Source organism: Chromobacterium aquaticum (assembly GCF_021129195.1).
GTDB lineage: Bacteria > Pseudomonadota > Gammaproteobacteria > Burkholderiales > Chromobacteriaceae > Chromobacterium > Chromobacterium aquaticum.
The window spans coordinates 1-15,022 of sequence record NZ_JAJOHW010000085.1 but is presented as its reverse complement, the minus strand read 5'-3'; the positions used below and the strand labels follow the sequence as shown (position 1 = coordinate 15,022).

The 15,022-nt window shown below is 66.2% G+C and carries 12 protein-coding genes; 6 read left to right on the top strand and 6 right to left on the bottom strand.

Annotated elements, in window-relative coordinates; translation table 11 throughout:
* Positions 1–58 precede the first annotated feature (58 nt).
* Complete coding sequence (gene hflX / locus LQT98_RS13290) at positions 59–1,447, bottom strand: GTPase HflX (protein ID WP_231462759.1); 1,389 nt, start codon at positions 1,445–1,447, stop codon at positions 59–61.
* 161 nt (positions 1,448–1,608) lie between these two features.
* Here hflX and LQT98_RS13285 point away from each other — a divergent pair, with 161 nt between their 5' ends.
* Positions 1,609–2,868 (top strand): DEAD/DEAH box helicase, encoded by a 1,260-nt coding sequence (locus tag LQT98_RS13285; protein WP_231462758.1) that lies wholly within the window; start codon positions 1,609–1,611, stop codon positions 2,866–2,868.
* Between the two features lie 300 nt (positions 2,869–3,168).
* Here the strand turns inward: LQT98_RS13285 and LQT98_RS13280 are convergent, their stop codons facing one another.
* Positions 3,169–4,116, bottom strand: coding sequence for an alpha/beta hydrolase (locus LQT98_RS13280; protein WP_231462757.1), 948 nt, complete (start codon positions 4,114–4,116; stop codon positions 3,169–3,171).
* 193 nt (positions 4,117–4,309) lie between these two features.
* Here LQT98_RS13280 and LQT98_RS13275 point away from each other — a divergent pair, with 193 nt between their 5' ends.
* Positions 4,310–5,233 carry a LysR family transcriptional regulator gene (locus tag LQT98_RS13275; RefSeq protein WP_231462756.1) on the top strand — a complete coding sequence of 308 codons (924 nt, stop codon included), beginning with the start codon at positions 4,310–4,312 and terminating at the stop codon, positions 5,231–5,233.
* Positions 5,234–5,307: 74 nt separating this feature from the next.
* Here LQT98_RS13275 and LQT98_RS13270 read toward each other — a convergent pair whose 3' ends face one another.
* Positions 5,308–6,087 (bottom strand): HAD-IIA family hydrolase, encoded by a 780-nt coding sequence (locus LQT98_RS13270; protein ID WP_231462754.1) that lies wholly within the window; start codon positions 6,085–6,087, stop codon positions 5,308–5,310.
* A gap of 353 nt (positions 6,088–6,440) precedes the next feature.
* On the opposite strand from LQT98_RS13270, the gene LQT98_RS13265 reads away from it, so the two are divergent.
* The 4 genes from LQT98_RS13265 to LQT98_RS13250 all read left to right on the top strand — a co-directional run bounded on the left by LQT98_RS13265 (position 6,441) and on the right by LQT98_RS13250 (position 9,820).
* Complete coding sequence (locus LQT98_RS13265; protein WP_231462753.1) at positions 6,441–6,866, top strand: hypothetical protein; 426 nt, start codon at positions 6,441–6,443, stop codon at positions 6,864–6,866.
* Between the two features lie 152 nt (positions 6,867–7,018).
* Positions 7,019–7,759, top strand: coding sequence for an acetoacetate decarboxylase (locus tag LQT98_RS13260; protein ID WP_048410906.1), 741 nt, complete (start codon positions 7,019–7,021; stop codon positions 7,757–7,759).
* 94 nt (positions 7,760–7,853) lie between these two features.
* Positions 7,854–8,636, top strand: a complete 783-nt coding sequence (locus tag LQT98_RS13255; RefSeq protein WP_048410905.1) for a 3-hydroxybutyrate dehydrogenase — start codon at positions 7,854–7,856, stop codon at positions 8,634–8,636.
* Positions 8,633–9,820: a DUF3734 domain-containing protein gene (locus tag LQT98_RS13250; RefSeq protein WP_048410904.1), complete on the top strand. Its 1,188-nt coding sequence runs from the start codon at positions 8,633–8,635 to the stop codon at positions 9,818–9,820. The genes LQT98_RS13255 and LQT98_RS13250 overlap by 4 nt, the downstream gene beginning before the upstream one ends.
* Positions 9,821–9,882: 62 nt before the next feature.
* On the opposite strand, the gene yfcF is transcribed toward LQT98_RS13250, so the two are convergent.
* The 3 genes from yfcF to LQT98_RS13235 form a co-directional block, all read right to left on the bottom strand.
* On the bottom strand, positions 9,883–10,506 hold the full coding sequence (gene yfcF, locus LQT98_RS13245) for a glutathione transferase (RefSeq protein ID WP_231462752.1): 624 nt from the start codon (positions 10,504–10,506) through the stop codon (positions 9,883–9,885).
* Between the two features lie 108 nt (positions 10,507–10,614).
* On the bottom strand, positions 10,615–11,499 hold the full coding sequence (gene cysM, locus LQT98_RS13240) for a cysteine synthase CysM (RefSeq protein ID WP_048410902.1): 885 nt from the start codon (positions 11,497–11,499) through the stop codon (positions 10,615–10,617).
* A gap of 166 nt (positions 11,500–11,665) precedes the next feature.
* The coding region (locus LQT98_RS13235) for a hypothetical protein (protein WP_231462751.1) at positions 11,666–15,022 on the bottom strand (3,357 nt) is incomplete at its 5' end.

The window sequence follows — 15,022 nt, the reverse complement described above, 5'->3', positions numbered from 1 at the left end:
GCCGACGCGCAGCAGATCGTAAACCGGTTCTCAGAGCCCAGGCCCGGTGCGCCCTGGTTCAGACTTCCCAGTATTCCTTTTCCCGGCCCTGAGAGCCGGGGTTCAACTGCTCGCGCAAGCTGCGCAGCTTCTCCGGCTCGCCGCGCACGCGGAACCAGCTGCCCTCTTCTTCCGCGCGTTCTTCCAGCACCTGGCAATGGCTGTAGATCTCGCCGCGCAGTTGCTGCGCCGACCACGGCAGCAGCAGCTCGCCCTCCTCCAGATCGCGCTGGAAAAAGGCAACGATCTGCGCGCGCAGCTCGGCCACTTCCTCGGGACGGCGCGCGCTCATCACCACGCAGTCCGGATAGCGCTGCCGCAACTCGGCGGTCCAAGCCGCCTGCGCGGCCGCGTCGCCGACATGGTCTATCTTGTTGAATACCCGGATGCGCGGCACGTCGTCGGCGCCGATTTCCTGCAGCACCTCATCGGTCACTTCCAGTTGGCGCTGGAAGCCCGGATCGCTGGCGTCGATCACGTGCAGCAGCAAGGCCGCGTCCAGCGCCTCTTCCAGCGTGGACTTGAACGAAGCCACCAGACCGTGAGGCAGGTTCTTGATGAAACCGACGGTATCGCTGACCAGCACCCGCGGCACGCTTTCCGGGTAGATGGCGCGCACCGTGGTGTCCAGGGTGGCGAACAATTTATTCGCCACCAGCACCTCGCTGCCGGTCAAGGCGCGCATCAGCGTGGACTTGCCGGCATTGGTGTAGCCCACCAGCGACACCCCGCCCAGGCCCTGCCCCTGGCGCTCAAGCCGGCGCGCGCGCTGAGTCTTGCGCTCCAACTCCATCGCGACGATTTCGCGCTGCAGCTCGGCGATGCGGTCGCGCACCTTGCGCCGGTCCAGCTCGGTATGCGATTCGCCGGCGCCGCGTCCGCCCATGCCGCTGCGCTGCCGGCCTTGCGGGCCGGCCAGCTTGGCCGCCTCGCGCAAGCGCGGCGCCATATAACCCAAACGCGCGATTTCCACCTGGGCCCGCGCCGCGCGCGAGCGCGCGTTGCGGTGGAAGATCTCCAGGATGACCATGGTGCGGTCCATCACCTCGCAGCCGACCGCCAGCTCCAGATTGCGTGCTTGCGACGGCGAGATTTCGTGGTCCACCAGCAGGGCGTCGATCTCCACCGTGCCGGCGTCCAGAACCGGCGGCGCGTCATCCAGTTCGTCATTGCGCAGGCCGCGATTGACGAACATGCTGATTTCCTCCAGCTTGCCCACGCCCATATAGGCGGTGCGGTCGAAGCTGTTACGCTTTTGCACAAAGGTCCCCACCACTTGGAAGCCCAGGGTCTTGGCCAGCTCGCTCAATTCGGTGAGCGAGGCCTCGAACTCGATATCGCTGACATCGGGCAATTGCACCGAGGCCACCAGGGCATAGCGGGGTTTCTCTTTGACTTCTGTTTGCATGTGCGTATGACTTTAACTTGATAGCGAGCCCAGATAGTACCCGCAAACGGAACTTCCCGCTGCGCAACACGCGTTGCGCCGCCGCCACGCCCCGCTTGACCGGGCGGCGGACAGCGCCGATACTCCTGCCGCTTCAAGCACCCTAGCCGTCAAGCCTCCCCATGTCCTTCACCTCACTGGGCCTGTCGCCCGCGCTGGCCCAGGCCGCCAGCGCTCAAGGCTATCTGGCCCCCACCGCCGTCCAGCTCGCCGCCGTCCCCGCCATCCTGCAAGGCCACGATGTGCTTGCCACCGCGCAAACCGGCTCCGGCAAAACCGCGGCTTACTGCCTGCCGCTGCTGCAGCAATGGCTGACGGGCAGCCAGGCCGCGCCGCGCCAGACGCACACGCTGATCCTGCTTCCCACGCGGGAACTGGCGGCGCAAGTGGGCGACACCCTGCGCCAACTGGCTCAGGACCTGCCGCGCCGGCCCAAGATCGCCGTGGTTTTCGGCGGCGTCTCCATCAATCCGCAAATGATGGCCCTGCGCGGCGGCGCCGACATCGTCGCGGCCACGCCCGGCCGGCTGCTGGACCTGCTGGCGCACAATGCGCTGCGGCTTTCCGCCGTCAAAACCCTGGTGCTGGACGAAGCCGACCGCCTGCTCGACCTCGGCTTCGCCGACGAACTGAGCCGCGTGCTGGCCTTGTTGCCGCCCTACCGCCAGAACCTGCTGTTCTCCGCCACCTTCCCGCCCGCGGTGCGCGCGCTGGCGGAACAACTGCTGAATCAGCCGCAGCGCATCGACATCACGCCAAGCGACGCCGCCGCGCCGGACATCCGCCAGCGCGTGATCGAGGTGGACGCGGCGCAACGCACCCTGCTGCTGCGCCATCTGCTGCACACCCATGGCTGGGAGCGCGTGCTGGTCTTCGTGGCCAGCCGACATAGCGCCGACCGGGTGGCCGGCAAACTGCAGGCCGCCGGCATCCGCGCCGCCGCGCTGCATGGGGATTGCAGCCAGGGACAGCGCGGCCAGGTACTGGCCGATCTCAAGTCCGGCCGCCTGCAAGTCCTGGTGGCCACCGACGTGGCCGCGCGCGGCATCGACATCGCCCGCCTGCCGGCCGTGGTCAACTACGACCTGCCGCGCTCGCCGGTGGATTACACCCACCGCATCGGCCGCACCGGCCGCGCCGGCGCCAGCGGCGAGGCCATCAGCTTCGTCAGCGCCGATTGCGCCGCGCATTTCCAATTGATAGAAAAACGCCAGCGCTTGCGGCTACCGCGCGAGCGCATCGCCGGTTTCGAGCCCAAGGCCGCCGCGCCGGAAACGGCCGTGCCGGCCAACGACGGCAATGGCGGCATCAAGGGCAAACGCAAGAGCAAGAAGGACAAGCTGCGGGAAGCGGCGGCACGGGAACAGGCCGAACGGTCTTAAACCTGTTCAACATCGCGCCGACGCGCAGCAGGCCTTGAACAGGCTCTTAGAGCCTGTTTACGATCTCGCGAGCAAGAGCGAGGCAAGGCGGAAATGACCGAAGAAGCGGAATGTACATACGGTACATGAGCATTCTGAGGTCATTTCCAACGTCGTATCGCCGAAGCGCAGCAGATCGTAAACAGGCTCTTAGCCGCGCCCGGCGCCGACCGGCGCCATGGGCGTGGCCGCGTCGAGCGGCATTGCCGCCGCATGAAACGGGCCTGGCCGCCCGGCCGGCGCCGGGAAGCCATGCCGGATTCAGGCCTGCCGCTCGGGCAGATGTTCATGGAAGAACGGCACCAGCCGCGCCAAGGCCTGCGCCACCGGTTCCGGCTGATCGTACAGATCGTAGTGCGAGCAGCCCTCGACCAACACCATCTGCTTGACCGGCGACGCCGCGCGGCCATAGATGTCCCAGCCGTCGCGATACGCGCCGAAGCCGCCCGGCTTGTCGCCCATCACCACCATCAGCGGCTGCGTCAACAGCCGCTCGGCATGCTGGAAGGCATCCCAGGCCATCGCCGCGCCATTGAAGGACAGCAGGCCGCTGCCGGCGCCGTTGGGCTGCTGGCCGCGCGGCGTCTTGTAATAGTCGGTGGCCTCCAGCACATCGATGTCGGTGATGCCGGCCTGGCGGGCCTCCGCCACCGAGGCGGGCAGATAGGAGATCAGATGGCGCGCCGCGCCCTGCGCTTCCGCCGCGCGTTGGCCGGCCATCGCCTCCAGCGCGCCGACCGGATCGAACTGGCTGAAGCCCTCCCGCATCAGCCGGCCGAAATTCACCCCGGTGATGGCAGCCAGCGCCTTGATGCGGTAATCCGTCATCGCCGCGTGCACCGCATAACCGCCGCCGCCGCAGATGCCGATCGCGCCGATGCGGCCGGCGTCCACATAGGGCAGCGACTGCAGGTAATCGATGGCGAAGCGGATATCGGACACCCGCAGCGCCGGGTCCTCGATGAAACGCGGCTCGCCGCCGCTGGCGCCCTGGAAGCTGGCGTCGAAAGCCAGCACCACGAAGCCCTCGGCCGCCAGTCCGCGGGCATAGACCTTGCCCGATGTCTGCTCCTTGCAACTGCCGATGGGATGAGTGCTGACCAGCGCCGGATAACGCCGCGCCGGATCGAAACCGGGCGGCAGATACAGATCGGCGGCGGAATCCCAGCCCAGGTTGCGGTAAGTCACCGCCTTGATGCTTATGCTCATGTCCAATGCTCGCTATGAAAAAACCTGAAAATGAAAAATGCGGGCCGCGGCTCAGCTCAGCGTCGCTTGGAAGCACGGCAGCGGCAAAGACGGCTACGCTTTGTCAGTGCATGGTAGGCAGTTGATTAGCATTGAACAAGAACACAAAACGGACTACAGTGCTAAGCTCAAGTTTACAATTCAAGGCCAGAGCATGGACCCTTCGCTGCTGCCTTCGCTAGCCTGGTTCTGCCGCGTGGCCGAGCATCGCAGCTTCACCCGCGCCGCCGCGGAAATGGGCGTTTCCCGCGCCGCGCTGTCGCAAAACCTGAAAAACCTGGAACGGCGGCTGAACGTGAAGCTGCTCTATCGCACCACCCGCGACATGTCGCTGACCGAGGAAGGCCAGCGCCTGTTCGCCGTGCTGCAAGACGCGCTGCAATCGATAAACGGCGCGGTGCGCACCGTGGGCGAAGCCAAGGCCGAGCCCAGCGGGCTGCTGCGGGTCAACACCTCGCGCTTTGCCGCCAAGGTGCTGGTGGAACCGCACCTGCCGGAACTGCTGGCGCGCCACCCCAAGCTGCAACTGGAACTGGTGATGAACGACGGCTTCGCCAACATCATCGCCGAGGGCTGCGACGCCGGCATCCGCCTGGGCCAAAGTCTGGCCGAGCACATGACCGCGGTGCCCATCACCCCGCCGCTGGAAATGGCGGTGGTGGCCACGCCGGACTACTTCGCGCGCCACGACCTGCCGCAGAGCCCGGCGGAACTGACGCGCCACAACTGTCTGCGCTACCGCCACACCAGCAGCGGCGCCATCTATCAATGGGAATTCTCGCCGCCGGACACCGAGGGCGGCGACTTCGTCGTCGAGCCCATCGGCAATTACACCACCAATGACGACGACAGCATGATGCGCGCCGCGCTGCAGGGCATAGGCCTGATGCAGCACATCGAAATCGCCGTGCGCGCGCAGCTGCAAAGCGGCGCGCTGCAACGCGTGCTGCGCCCATGGTGCAAGCCCTTCGCCGGCTTCTATCTCTATCTGCCCTCGCGCGAGCAGATGCCGGCCAAGGTCCGCGCCTTCATGGACTTCATGGTGGAGAAAAGGGAAGGCTGGCGCCAGACGCCGTGACGGCCGGAAACGAACAGGGCCGCCCCACTGGGACGGCCCTGTCTTCATTTGCAAGCGGCTTGGCCGGCAAGGTCCTACAAGGCTTGCGGATCGATCTCCGCCACGCTCTCGAACACATAATCCGGCTGATAGGGAAACTGCTCCATGGACTCGCGCGACGACACCCCGGACAACACCAGCGCGGTGCCCATGCCGGCCTCGATGCCGCCGACGATGTCGGTGTCCATGCGGTCGCCTATCATCACCGCCTCCTCCGGATGCACGCCCAGCTTGCGGGTGGCCAGCATCATCATCAGCGAGTTAGGCTTGCCCACGATATAGGGCTTCTTGCCGGTGGCGGCCTCGATGGCGGCCAGCAGCGTGCCGGCGGCCGGCTCGTAACCGCCGCCCTCGATCGGATCTATCATGTCCGGATTGGTGCCGATGAACTTGGCGCCCTGGTCGATGAAGCGCACCGCCTTCTTGATCTGCTCAAAGCTGAAGGTTTGCGACTTGGCCACCACCACGTAATCGGGGTGGGATTCGGAAATGGAAAAACCGACGTTGTACAACTCGTTGATCAGGCCGGCGCCGCCCACCACATAGGCGGTGGGCATCGCCTTGCGCGTCTGGCTGCGCAAAAACATCGCCGTCGCCATCGCGCTGGTGATGAAGTTGTCTTCCGTCACGCCGCTGATGCCCAGGCTCTCCAGCTTCAAGCGCAAATCCAGCGGCGTCTGCTCCGCGTTATTGGTCAGGAACAGGAAGGGCGTGCCCTCCTGCGTCAGGCGGTTGACGAAATCGCGCGCGCCCGGAATCAGTTGCTTGCCCCGATAGATCACTCCATCCATGTCGGAAATGATGCTTTTGCTCATACGGTATATCCAAAACACAAGTGCCGACTCCGCCGGCACGGTGGCGGGCCGCGGCTCATCCGCCGCAACCGTGACAGCATAGCACGGCGCGCCGCCGCTTTGCCGGCCGCGCCTTGACACCCGCCAGCCCCGCCATTACAGTCCCGGGCTGGTGCTCGCAACACCAAATAGCAAGCAGTCCCCCGCGCATCCTGAGAAGCGCGGACTCGTCACGCCCAGCGTTTCCCAATGGGCGAGAGTCCCGCTACCGCGAGGTGCGGGGCACGGCTTGCTACGTGTTGCGAACCTCTCGCCCACTCCCGCGTCTTCGCAAGCGCGGAGGTGGCCATAATCAGCTTCAGCAAGGAGCCGTTATGTCCCAATCTCTGTCCTCCCGATACTCCGCCCTGCCCTCGCTCACCGTATTGCCCTTTGTCCGCCGGCTGCCGCAGCGCGCGCGCATCCACTGCTGGCAAGTGCCGCCGATCCAGGATTACGGCGAAGCCTGCGAAATGGGCCGCGAATACGCCGCCCATCTGCTGCGCCTGCTGCACGACTGTCCGCAACACGCCGGCAACGGCCTGCTAGGGCTGATCGCGTCCGACATCGACTACGCCGACGCCAGCGCCGCCAAGGGCTTTTGGGTGGGGTTCTTCGACTGCCTGGAACAGGCGATGCTGCTCGCCAGCGATCTTGTCGATGGCTTCGTGCTGGCGGCCATGCTCAACGCACGCCGCCCGGCCGCCAAACCGCCGCGACGTCGCGGCCCGCGCCGCCGTTCCACTCCAAGTGACAGTTGACACGGAACCAAGCCACCGGTAACGAACTCTTTCCCTGTACCATCAAAGCCAGATGCACTCATGCCCGCCCCTGCTGACGGCGGGCTCCTTCAGCAGCACGGTCGCGCCCATCCCGGGCGCGACCCATTGCCATCCAGGGAGCGTAAGCACGTATGAACATCGACGCCATCCGCGAGCAGGCCTTCGCCATGCCGCTGACCAACCCCGCCTTCCCCCGCGGTCCCTACCGCTTCACCAACCGCGAATTCTTCATCATCACTTACCGCACCGACCCGGCCAAGCTGCGCGAGGTAGTGCCGGAGCCATTGCAACCGGCCTCGGACCTGGTGAACTTCGAATTCATCCGCATGCCGGATTCCACCGGCTTTGGCGACTACACCGAAAGCGGCCAGGTGATTCCGGTGCTGCTGGGCGGCGTGGCCGGCAACTACACCCATGCGATGTATCTGAACGACCATCCGCCCATCGCCGGCGGCCGCGAGCTGTGGGGCTTTCCCAAGAAACTGGCCTGCCCGCGCCTGCAAGTGCATACCGATACCCTGGTGGGCGAGCTGGACTACGGCCCGGTGCGGGTGGCCACCGCCACCATGGGCTATAAGCACCAGGTCCTGGATGCCAGCGCGCAGCAGCGCTCCATGATCAACACCCCCAACTTCCTGCTAAAGATCATCCCGCACGTGGACGGCAGCGCCCGCATCTGCGAACTGGTGCGTTTCTACCTGAAGGACGTGACCGTGCACGGCGTCTGGAGCGGCCCGGCCGCGCTGGCGCTGTTTCCGCACGCGCTGGCCCCGGTGGCGGAGCTGCCGGTGCTGGAAGTGGTGGAAGCGCGCCACATCATCGCCGACCTGACCCTGGGCCTGGGCGAGGTGGAATTCGATTACCTGAATTGAAGCGGTTTACGATACGCGGCGCGGCTCGCGGGATCGTAAACCGGCTCTACGCCGCTCGGCGGCACGTCCCCACTCGACAACGAAGGAGAGCAGCATGCAATTGAACGGCAAAGTGGCCTTGATCACCGGCGCGGCCAGCGGCATAGGCAAGGCCATCGCGGAAACCTACGCCCGGGCCGGCGCGGCGGTGGCCATCGCCGACATCAACCTGGCGGCGGCGCAGGCGACGGCGGCGGAAATCCAGGCCGCCGGCGGCAAGGCGGTGGGCGTGGCGATGGACGTGACCAATGAGGAATCCGTCAACGCCGGCACCCAGGCGGCGGTGGATGCGCTGGGCGCGCTGGACATCCTGATTTCCAATGCCGGCATCCAGATCGTCAACCCGCTGGTGGATTACAAGTTCTCCGACTGGAAGAAAATGCAGGCCATCCACGTCGACGGCGCCTTTCTCACCACCAAGGCGGCGCTGCCGCATATGTACAAGGACAAGCGCGGCGGCACGGTGATCTATATGGGATCGGTGCATTCCCATGAAGCATCCAAGCTCAAGTCCGCCTATGTCACCGCCAAGCACGCGCTGCTGGGCCTGTGCCGGGTGCTGGCCAAGGAAGGCGCGGAATACAATGTGCGCGCCCATGTGATCTGCCCCGGCTTCGTGCGCACGCCGCTGGTGGAAAAGCAGATTCCGGAGCAGGCCAAGGAATTGGGCATCAGCGAGGAGGACGTGGTCAAGCATGTGATGCTGGGCAATACCGTGGACGGCGTGTTCACCACGGTGGAAGACGTGGCCCAGACCGCGCTGTTCCTGGCCGCCTTCCCCAGCGCGGCGCTGACCGGCCAATCCGTCATCGTCAGCCACGGCTGGTATATGCAATGACGACGCGGCACAACCCGGCCTGCCCGCACGCCGACGGCCTGTACCAGAGCCGCAGCCTGCCGCCCGATCATCGCTACCAGGTGCTGGCGCTGGTGCTGCAGGGCGGCGGCGCGCTGGGCTCCTACCAGCCCGGCGTCTACCAGGGCCTGGCCGAGGCCGATCTGCACCCCAACTGGGTGGCCGGCATTTCCATAGGCGCGCTCAACGCCGCCATCATCGCCGGCAATCCGCCGGAACGGCGGGTGGAGCAGTTGCGCGCGTTCTGGGAAACCATCTGCCGTCCGCCGATGCTGCCGCCCAGCCCGTTCAGCCATCTGGACAACCGTTCCTGGCCAACGGAGCTGAACGAGCTGGCGTCGGACTGGGAGGCGTGGCGGGCAATGACCGAGGGCCAGAACGGCTTCTACCAGCCGCGGCCCTGGTGGCCCGCATCCGTGCGCTTGCCGACCAATTGCAGCGTCTACGACACCGCGCCCTTGAAGAGCACGCTGGAGCGGTTCGCGGATTTCGACCGCATCAACGACAGCAATCAGATGCGGGTGTCGGTGGGCGCGGTCAATCTGCACAACGGCAACTTCGTCTATTTCGACAATACCCATCAACGGCTGCGGCCCGAGCATTTCATGGCTTCCGGCGCGCTGCCGCCCGGCTTCCCGGCGGTGGAGATAGACGGCGAGTACTACTGGGACGGCGGCCTGGTGTCCAACACCCCCTTGCAGCAGGTGCTGGCCACCGAGCCGCGCAAGAACTCGCTGATCTTCCAGGTTGATCTATGGAGCGCCAAGGGCGAGCCGCCCACGGACATGAAGGCGATCACGATGCGGCAGAAGGATATCCAGTACTCCAGCCGCACCCGCCAGATCACCGACATGATGAAACGGGAGCAGAACTACCGCGGCCTGCTGCGGCAATTGATGGAGTTGATCCCGGAGGCGCAGCGCGAGCACCCGGCCTATCTGCGCGCGCGGGAACTGGCCTGCGGCCGGCTATTGAAGGTGATACACCTGATCTACCAGGACAAGGAGTACGAAAACCACCACAAGGACTATCAATTCGGCGCTCAGACCATGCGCATGCACTGGGCCAGCGGCTATCAGGACATGTGCCGCACGCTGCGCCATCCGGACTGGCTGGCGATGCCATCGCCGGACCGTCCCTTCGTCGCTCACGACATCCACCGCTGAGGCCGAGGCGGGGCCTGGCCCCGCCCCTGCTCAACGGCCTTCCCTGGCGAGGCCTCGGCCGGTCACGCCGACGCCGCCCGCCGTCCCAGCTCCAGCCAGTCCTGCACCGCCGGCCGCCGCCATTGGCGCTCGGCGTAGGCGGCCAAGCGCGGCGGCAGCACATCGTCGTATTGCAGCCGTTTCAGCATCAAGGCGAGATCGGTGTCGGCCAGACACCAGGCGCCGAACAAGTCGCCGCCATCGGCCGGCAGCAGTTGCTCGACCGCGGCGATCAGCTTGCCGGCCGCCTGGCGCGCTTCCGGCGCCAGCGTGCCCGTCGCCGGGCGCAGGAACACCACTTCGGTGTTGCGGTCTTCGCGCAGCGCCATCAGGTCGCTGCGCAGCCACGCTTGCAGCTGGCGCGCGCGGGCGCGCGGGCGCAGCTCTTGCGGATACAGGCGCGCGCGTTCGGGATAAGCGTCTTCCAGGTATTCGGCAATGGCCGAGGATTCACTGAGATGGAACTCACCGTCTTCCAGCATGGGCACGCGGGCGGTCAGCGACTGGCGACGGTAGTCGACGGCCAGATTGGCCTGCGCTTCCAGGCGGACGGTCGAAAGCTCGAAAGTCAGCCCCTTTTCTTTCAGGGCGACGAAGGCGGACAGCGCATAAGGGCTGAGGAAGCGGGAATCGACGTGCAGCAGCATGGGAGCCTCCGTGACTGGGATAGTGGACTCCAGATGCTAACTGCATGATGCGCCGCACGCCAGCGCCAAAACGCGAACGCTGCGTTCCGGCGCGTCATCGACAGATGCTCAGCCGAACAGGCCGGTGGACAGGTAACGATCGCCGCGGTCGCAGACGATGGACACGATGACCGCGTTTTCCAGCTGGCGCGACAGGCGCAGCGCCACCGCCAGCGCGCCACCGGACGAAGGCCCGGCCAGGATGCCCTCCTCGCGCGCCAGTTGCCGCGCCATGTCCTCCGCTTCCTGCTGGCTGACATGCTGCAAATCGTCCAGCTGCGAGAAATCGCAGATCTTGGGCACGTAGGGATCTTCCCATTTGCGGATGCCGGCGATCTGGCTGCCCGGCTCCGGATGCACGCCCACGATCTGGATCGCCGGGTTTTGCTGCTTCAGATAGCGGCTGGTGCCCATGATGGTGCCGGTGGTGCCCATGCTGGACACAAAGTGGGTGATGCCGCCCGCGGTGTCCTGCCAGATTTCCGGCCCGGTGCTTTCATAATGGGCCAGCGGATTGTCCGGATTGGAGAATTGATCGAGGATGCGGCCCTGGCCGGCGGCTTCCATATTGCGCGCCAGGTCGATGGAGCCGGGCATGGAGGCTTCCTTGGGCGTCAGGATCACTTCCGCGCCATAGGCGCGCATCGCCTGCACCCGTTCGGCGCTGGAGTTCTCCGGCATGATCAGGATCATCTTGTAACCCATCATCGCCGCCGCCATCGCCAACGCGATGCCGGTGTTGCCGCTGGTGGGCTCGATCAGGGTGTCGCCCGGCCGGATCTCGCCGCGCTGTTCCGCGCGGCGGATCATGGACAACGCCGGCCGGTCCTTGACCGAACCCGCCGGGTTATTGCCTTCCAGCTTGACCAGCACGGTGTTGCTGGTGACGCCGGGCAGGCGCTTGAGTCTGACCAGCGGGGTGTGGCCGACGAAATCTTCCAGATGCTTGTACACGACGCGTTCTCCAACGGGGAACGGCCATTATACCGATTGGCTATCAGCAAAGACGGAATCCTTATGTCTAAGCAAATAACCATTGCGCACCCCCGCCGCCGCGAGCGCGCGCATCAATCCGGGAAGCTTCACGGTCTGCCGCCAGCGGCAGACCGTGAGGCGCGGCTCAAGCCAAGGGCGGCTCGATGTTCGCCAGCTCCAGGAACACATTGCGCAAGCGCAGCAAGGGTTGCGCCTGCTCGGTCAGATTGGAGCTGACGGTCAGATCGAACCACAAGCCGCCGTCTTTCCGCTCCGGACCATGCGCGGCGAACCAATCCACGCAACCCTGGGCCTGCAAGGCGACGATGTCGGCCAGCGGCAGGCCGGCGCCCCCCTCCCGCAAGGCCGCCTTGGTCGGCGGCATCAGATAGACCGGCAGACGCACCTTGGTCAGCGCATTGTTCAGCCGGTATTCATAGTAGGCCGTCAGGCTGAGGATGGCGCTGTCGCTGCCGGCATGGCCGAACAAGGCCTGGTAGAACAAGCCAAGCTGGCATTCCAGCGAGCGGCTCACCGGCTGATCCGCGCCCTGGGCGTAGATGGCCGCCATATTCACCGGCTGGTCAGAATCCACGGTGGGCCGCAGCGGCGCGGACAGCGATACCGTCGGCGTCTGGTAGACGAAAGGCTCGGCCGTCGGCTTGCCGGGCACCAATTCCTCGTTGCGCCGCAGGAAGACCTGGGCATTGGCGTCCTGCCGCTCCAGAATGTCCAGGTCCGGCAACACCACCATGCGCGCGGCGATGCCCTTGCCCTCGGACGCGGGCAGATACATGCCGGTGTCGCGCTGGCGATAGGTGAAGGCGCGGCTCAGGCCTTCGCCCTCCTCCGGCTCGCACTCGTAACGCTCCGGCTCCACTTGCACGAAGGGCTGGCCGACGCGCTCGGGCAGCGCCTGTTCCAGCGTCAGCGTCACCCGCAGCGCGCTCACTTTGCCACCGCCAGGATTGACGCGCTCCACCGCGTCCTCCTCGATGACGAAGCGCACCGGCTCCGCCTGCGCCAATAGCCGGCTATTCGCTTGCAGCAGGCCGGAACCGCCGGCGCTGTCCGCCAGCCACCCCACCATCGCGCCGGCGGACAGCAGCGCCGCCTCGGCGTTTTCTATCTGGGCCGGGTCCTGGCTGTCGATGTCCAGCGGCAGCAGGTAGCGGTTCAGATCCGCCACCACCTGCGGGAAGACCTGGGTCATTTCCGCCAGGTTGTCGAACAGATCGCGGCTGAGCGCCAGCGCTTTCAGGCCGGCCTGGCCGCCCAGGTTGAAATCGATCTGGCCGTTGATCGCGTCCTGCTCGAAGTGACGTTGCAAGGCATAACGCAGCCGGTAGTTCCAGCGGCTCAGCGCAGCCAAGGGATTGTAATCGCCGGGCCGGCTGCAAGCCGGATCGCCGACGGCCCATGCCCGCGCCGGCGCGACCGCGCTCTCGGGCGGCCGGCATGGGCAGGCGATATCGGCATTGGCCACCGCTTCCTGCAGGGTCAAGGCCGGGGTTTCCGGGAAGGCGCGCAGCACGATGGGCGTGCTGAACGCGCCCAGCGCCTGCCGCAGCGGCCAGCCCTCGCCGGCGGTATCGGCCACGAAACTGAGCCAGGACGACGGCTGATAACCGCGGATGCCGGCCAGCGCACCGATCTGGTGTTCGATGTTCTGTCCTTCGAACACCAGGTCCAGGTCCACCTTCTTGGCCTCCAGTCCGGCGCTGGAGAGCAGGAAACTCAGCGCGCGGGTATTGCCGCCGCCGTCGCCGGCCAGTTTCAGCCCCAGCTTGGGCGCGGTCAGCGACAGATTGCCCTGCCCGCCGATCTTGTCTCCGCCCGGACGGCCCACGATATTGCCGTACAGCCGCGGCGTCAGTTCCGCGCCCGACAGCTGAATCTCCGCATTGACCTCGGCCTGGAACTGGATGCCGGCGCGCACCGCGTAGAATTCGCTGAGCGTGCCCAGCATGCGCTGGAAGAACGCTTCGCGGATCGCCGCCAATTCCTTGTCGTCCGCGGTTTCGTCGCGGAACACCGGAATCATCGCGCTCTTCAGCGCCTGGGCCAGCGCTTCCTTGGCGTCCAGCAATCCCTGCATCGCATCGTTGCCGGTCAGGCTGCGCAGGATCTGCGCCGGCGCGACATAGGCCGGCGACAGCAATTGGTCGATGCGCGCCAGCGAGGACTGCAGCCATTGATCCAGATCCACGTCGGTGAAGGCGCGCGGCTGGACCGGGTCCTGCAGGCTGATCACCTTGCCGGTGTGATAGGGAATGATGGCCGCGTTCTGCTTGGACGCCAGCTGATTGGACACCGGCCTGGGCGCGTACTGCTTGGGCTGCCCCGGATTGAGCACGCGGTAGGAGATGGCTTGCGTGGCGTCGCGTCCCAGCTGCACCGCCCACAGCGTCATGCCGGAACCGCCGGCGAAGGCGTCGCGATCGGTGCCGGTGGCCACTTGATAGCGCGGCCCCTGCGGGGTGGACAGCGCTTGCTCGAAACTGGCGGCGAATTGCTTGAGATCGCGCTGCGCGCCGGCCGCGGCCTGGTCGCCTTGCAGCGGGCCGGTGGACGGCGACAGCAGCGTGCCGGCCTCTGCCACGCCGGACACCGCCGCCAGTTCGCCGCTGACCAGCTGCGGCCGGCGGCTCAGCGTCAGGCTGGCGTTCAGGCGGAAGATCTGCTCGTCGTTGATCTGGCCGGCGGGCAGCGGCACGCTCAGCTCCAGCAGCGGCTGGAAGCCGGCGGCGCGCTCGCGATGGCTGCCGCTGCCGCTGGGCAGCAGGCTGTTGAGCCAGGCATAGATGTCCACCGCCCAATTGAGCAGCGCCGCCTGCTGCGTCGGTTCCAGCAAGGATGCCGCGTCGGGGCAGACGCTGCTGCTCAGTTCGATGGCGAGGCCGTTGGGGTCTTGCAACTGATACAAGATCTTGGCGTAGATGGCGATCGCCTGTTCGATGCGCTGCCGCCCGCCGGCGTCCAGCGCCTTGGCCGCGTCCAGATAGGGTTGCTGATCAAAGGCCAGCGCCACCTTGAGCCCCGCCTTGCCGTCCGGCAGGGTGGCGAACTGGTAGTCGTTGGCCAGCGACGGCCATTGGCCGATGCCCAGCACGCTGTCGGTGTAGCCGGTCAGCTGCGGCGGGAAGTTGTATGCCTTGGCCTTGGCCGGCGGCGCGTCCAGATCGCTGAGGATGCGGTTGCCGAACAAGTCCAGCCAGGCCAGCTCGATCTGCAGCAGGCCGCCCACGCCCAGATAAGGGCTGCCGCCCACCGCCGGCGAGGCCTGGCGCTGCATCGGCGGATGCAGATACAGGCTGGGATACGGCACGGTGCGAACATAGCGCCATGGCTGGTCCTGGTTCGCCGCGCGCGGCGCGCGCACCTTGTCGGCCGGGCCGTCGCCGTCGATATTGCCGGGGCCGGAAGCCACGCCGAAATTGCTCTCCTTGAAGTCGTCGGTCTTGCTATTGCGGTAGCCGAGCAGATTGAACAGATTGGCCAG

Excerpts from the sequence above, each read along its gene's own strand:
- LQT98_RS13265 (WP_231462753.1), top strand. The coding sequence starts at position 6,441 with ATGTCCCAATCTCTGTCCTCCCGATACTCCGCCCTGCCCTCGCTCACC.
- LQT98_RS13285 (WP_231462758.1), top strand. The coding sequence starts at position 1,609 with ATGTCCTTCACCTCACTGGGCCTGTCGCCCGCGCTGGCCCAGGCCGCC.
- yfcF (WP_231462752.1), bottom strand. The coding sequence starts at position 10,506 with ATGCTGCTGCACGTCGATTCCCGCTTCCTCAGCCCTTATGCGCTGTCC.
- LQT98_RS13255 (WP_048410905.1), top strand. The coding sequence starts at position 7,854 with ATGCAATTGAACGGCAAAGTGGCCTTGATCACCGGCGCGGCCAGCGGC.
- hflX (WP_231462759.1), bottom strand. The coding sequence starts at position 1,447 with ATGCAAACAGAAGTCAAAGAGAAACCCCGCTATGCCCTGGTGGCCTCG.
- LQT98_RS13250 (WP_048410904.1), top strand. The coding sequence starts at position 8,633 with ATGACGACGCGGCACAACCCGGCCTGCCCGCACGCCGACGGCCTGTAC.
- LQT98_RS13275 (WP_231462756.1), top strand. The coding sequence starts at position 4,310 with ATGGACCCTTCGCTGCTGCCTTCGCTAGCCTGGTTCTGCCGCGTGGCC.
- LQT98_RS13270 (WP_231462754.1), bottom strand. The coding sequence starts at position 6,087 with ATGAGCAAAAGCATCATTTCCGACATGGATGGAGTGATCTATCGGGGC.
- LQT98_RS13280 (WP_231462757.1), bottom strand. The coding sequence starts at position 4,116 with ATGAGCATAAGCATCAAGGCGGTGACTTACCGCAACCTGGGCTGGGAT.
- LQT98_RS13260 (WP_048410906.1), top strand. The coding sequence starts at position 7,019 with ATGAACATCGACGCCATCCGCGAGCAGGCCTTCGCCATGCCGCTGACC.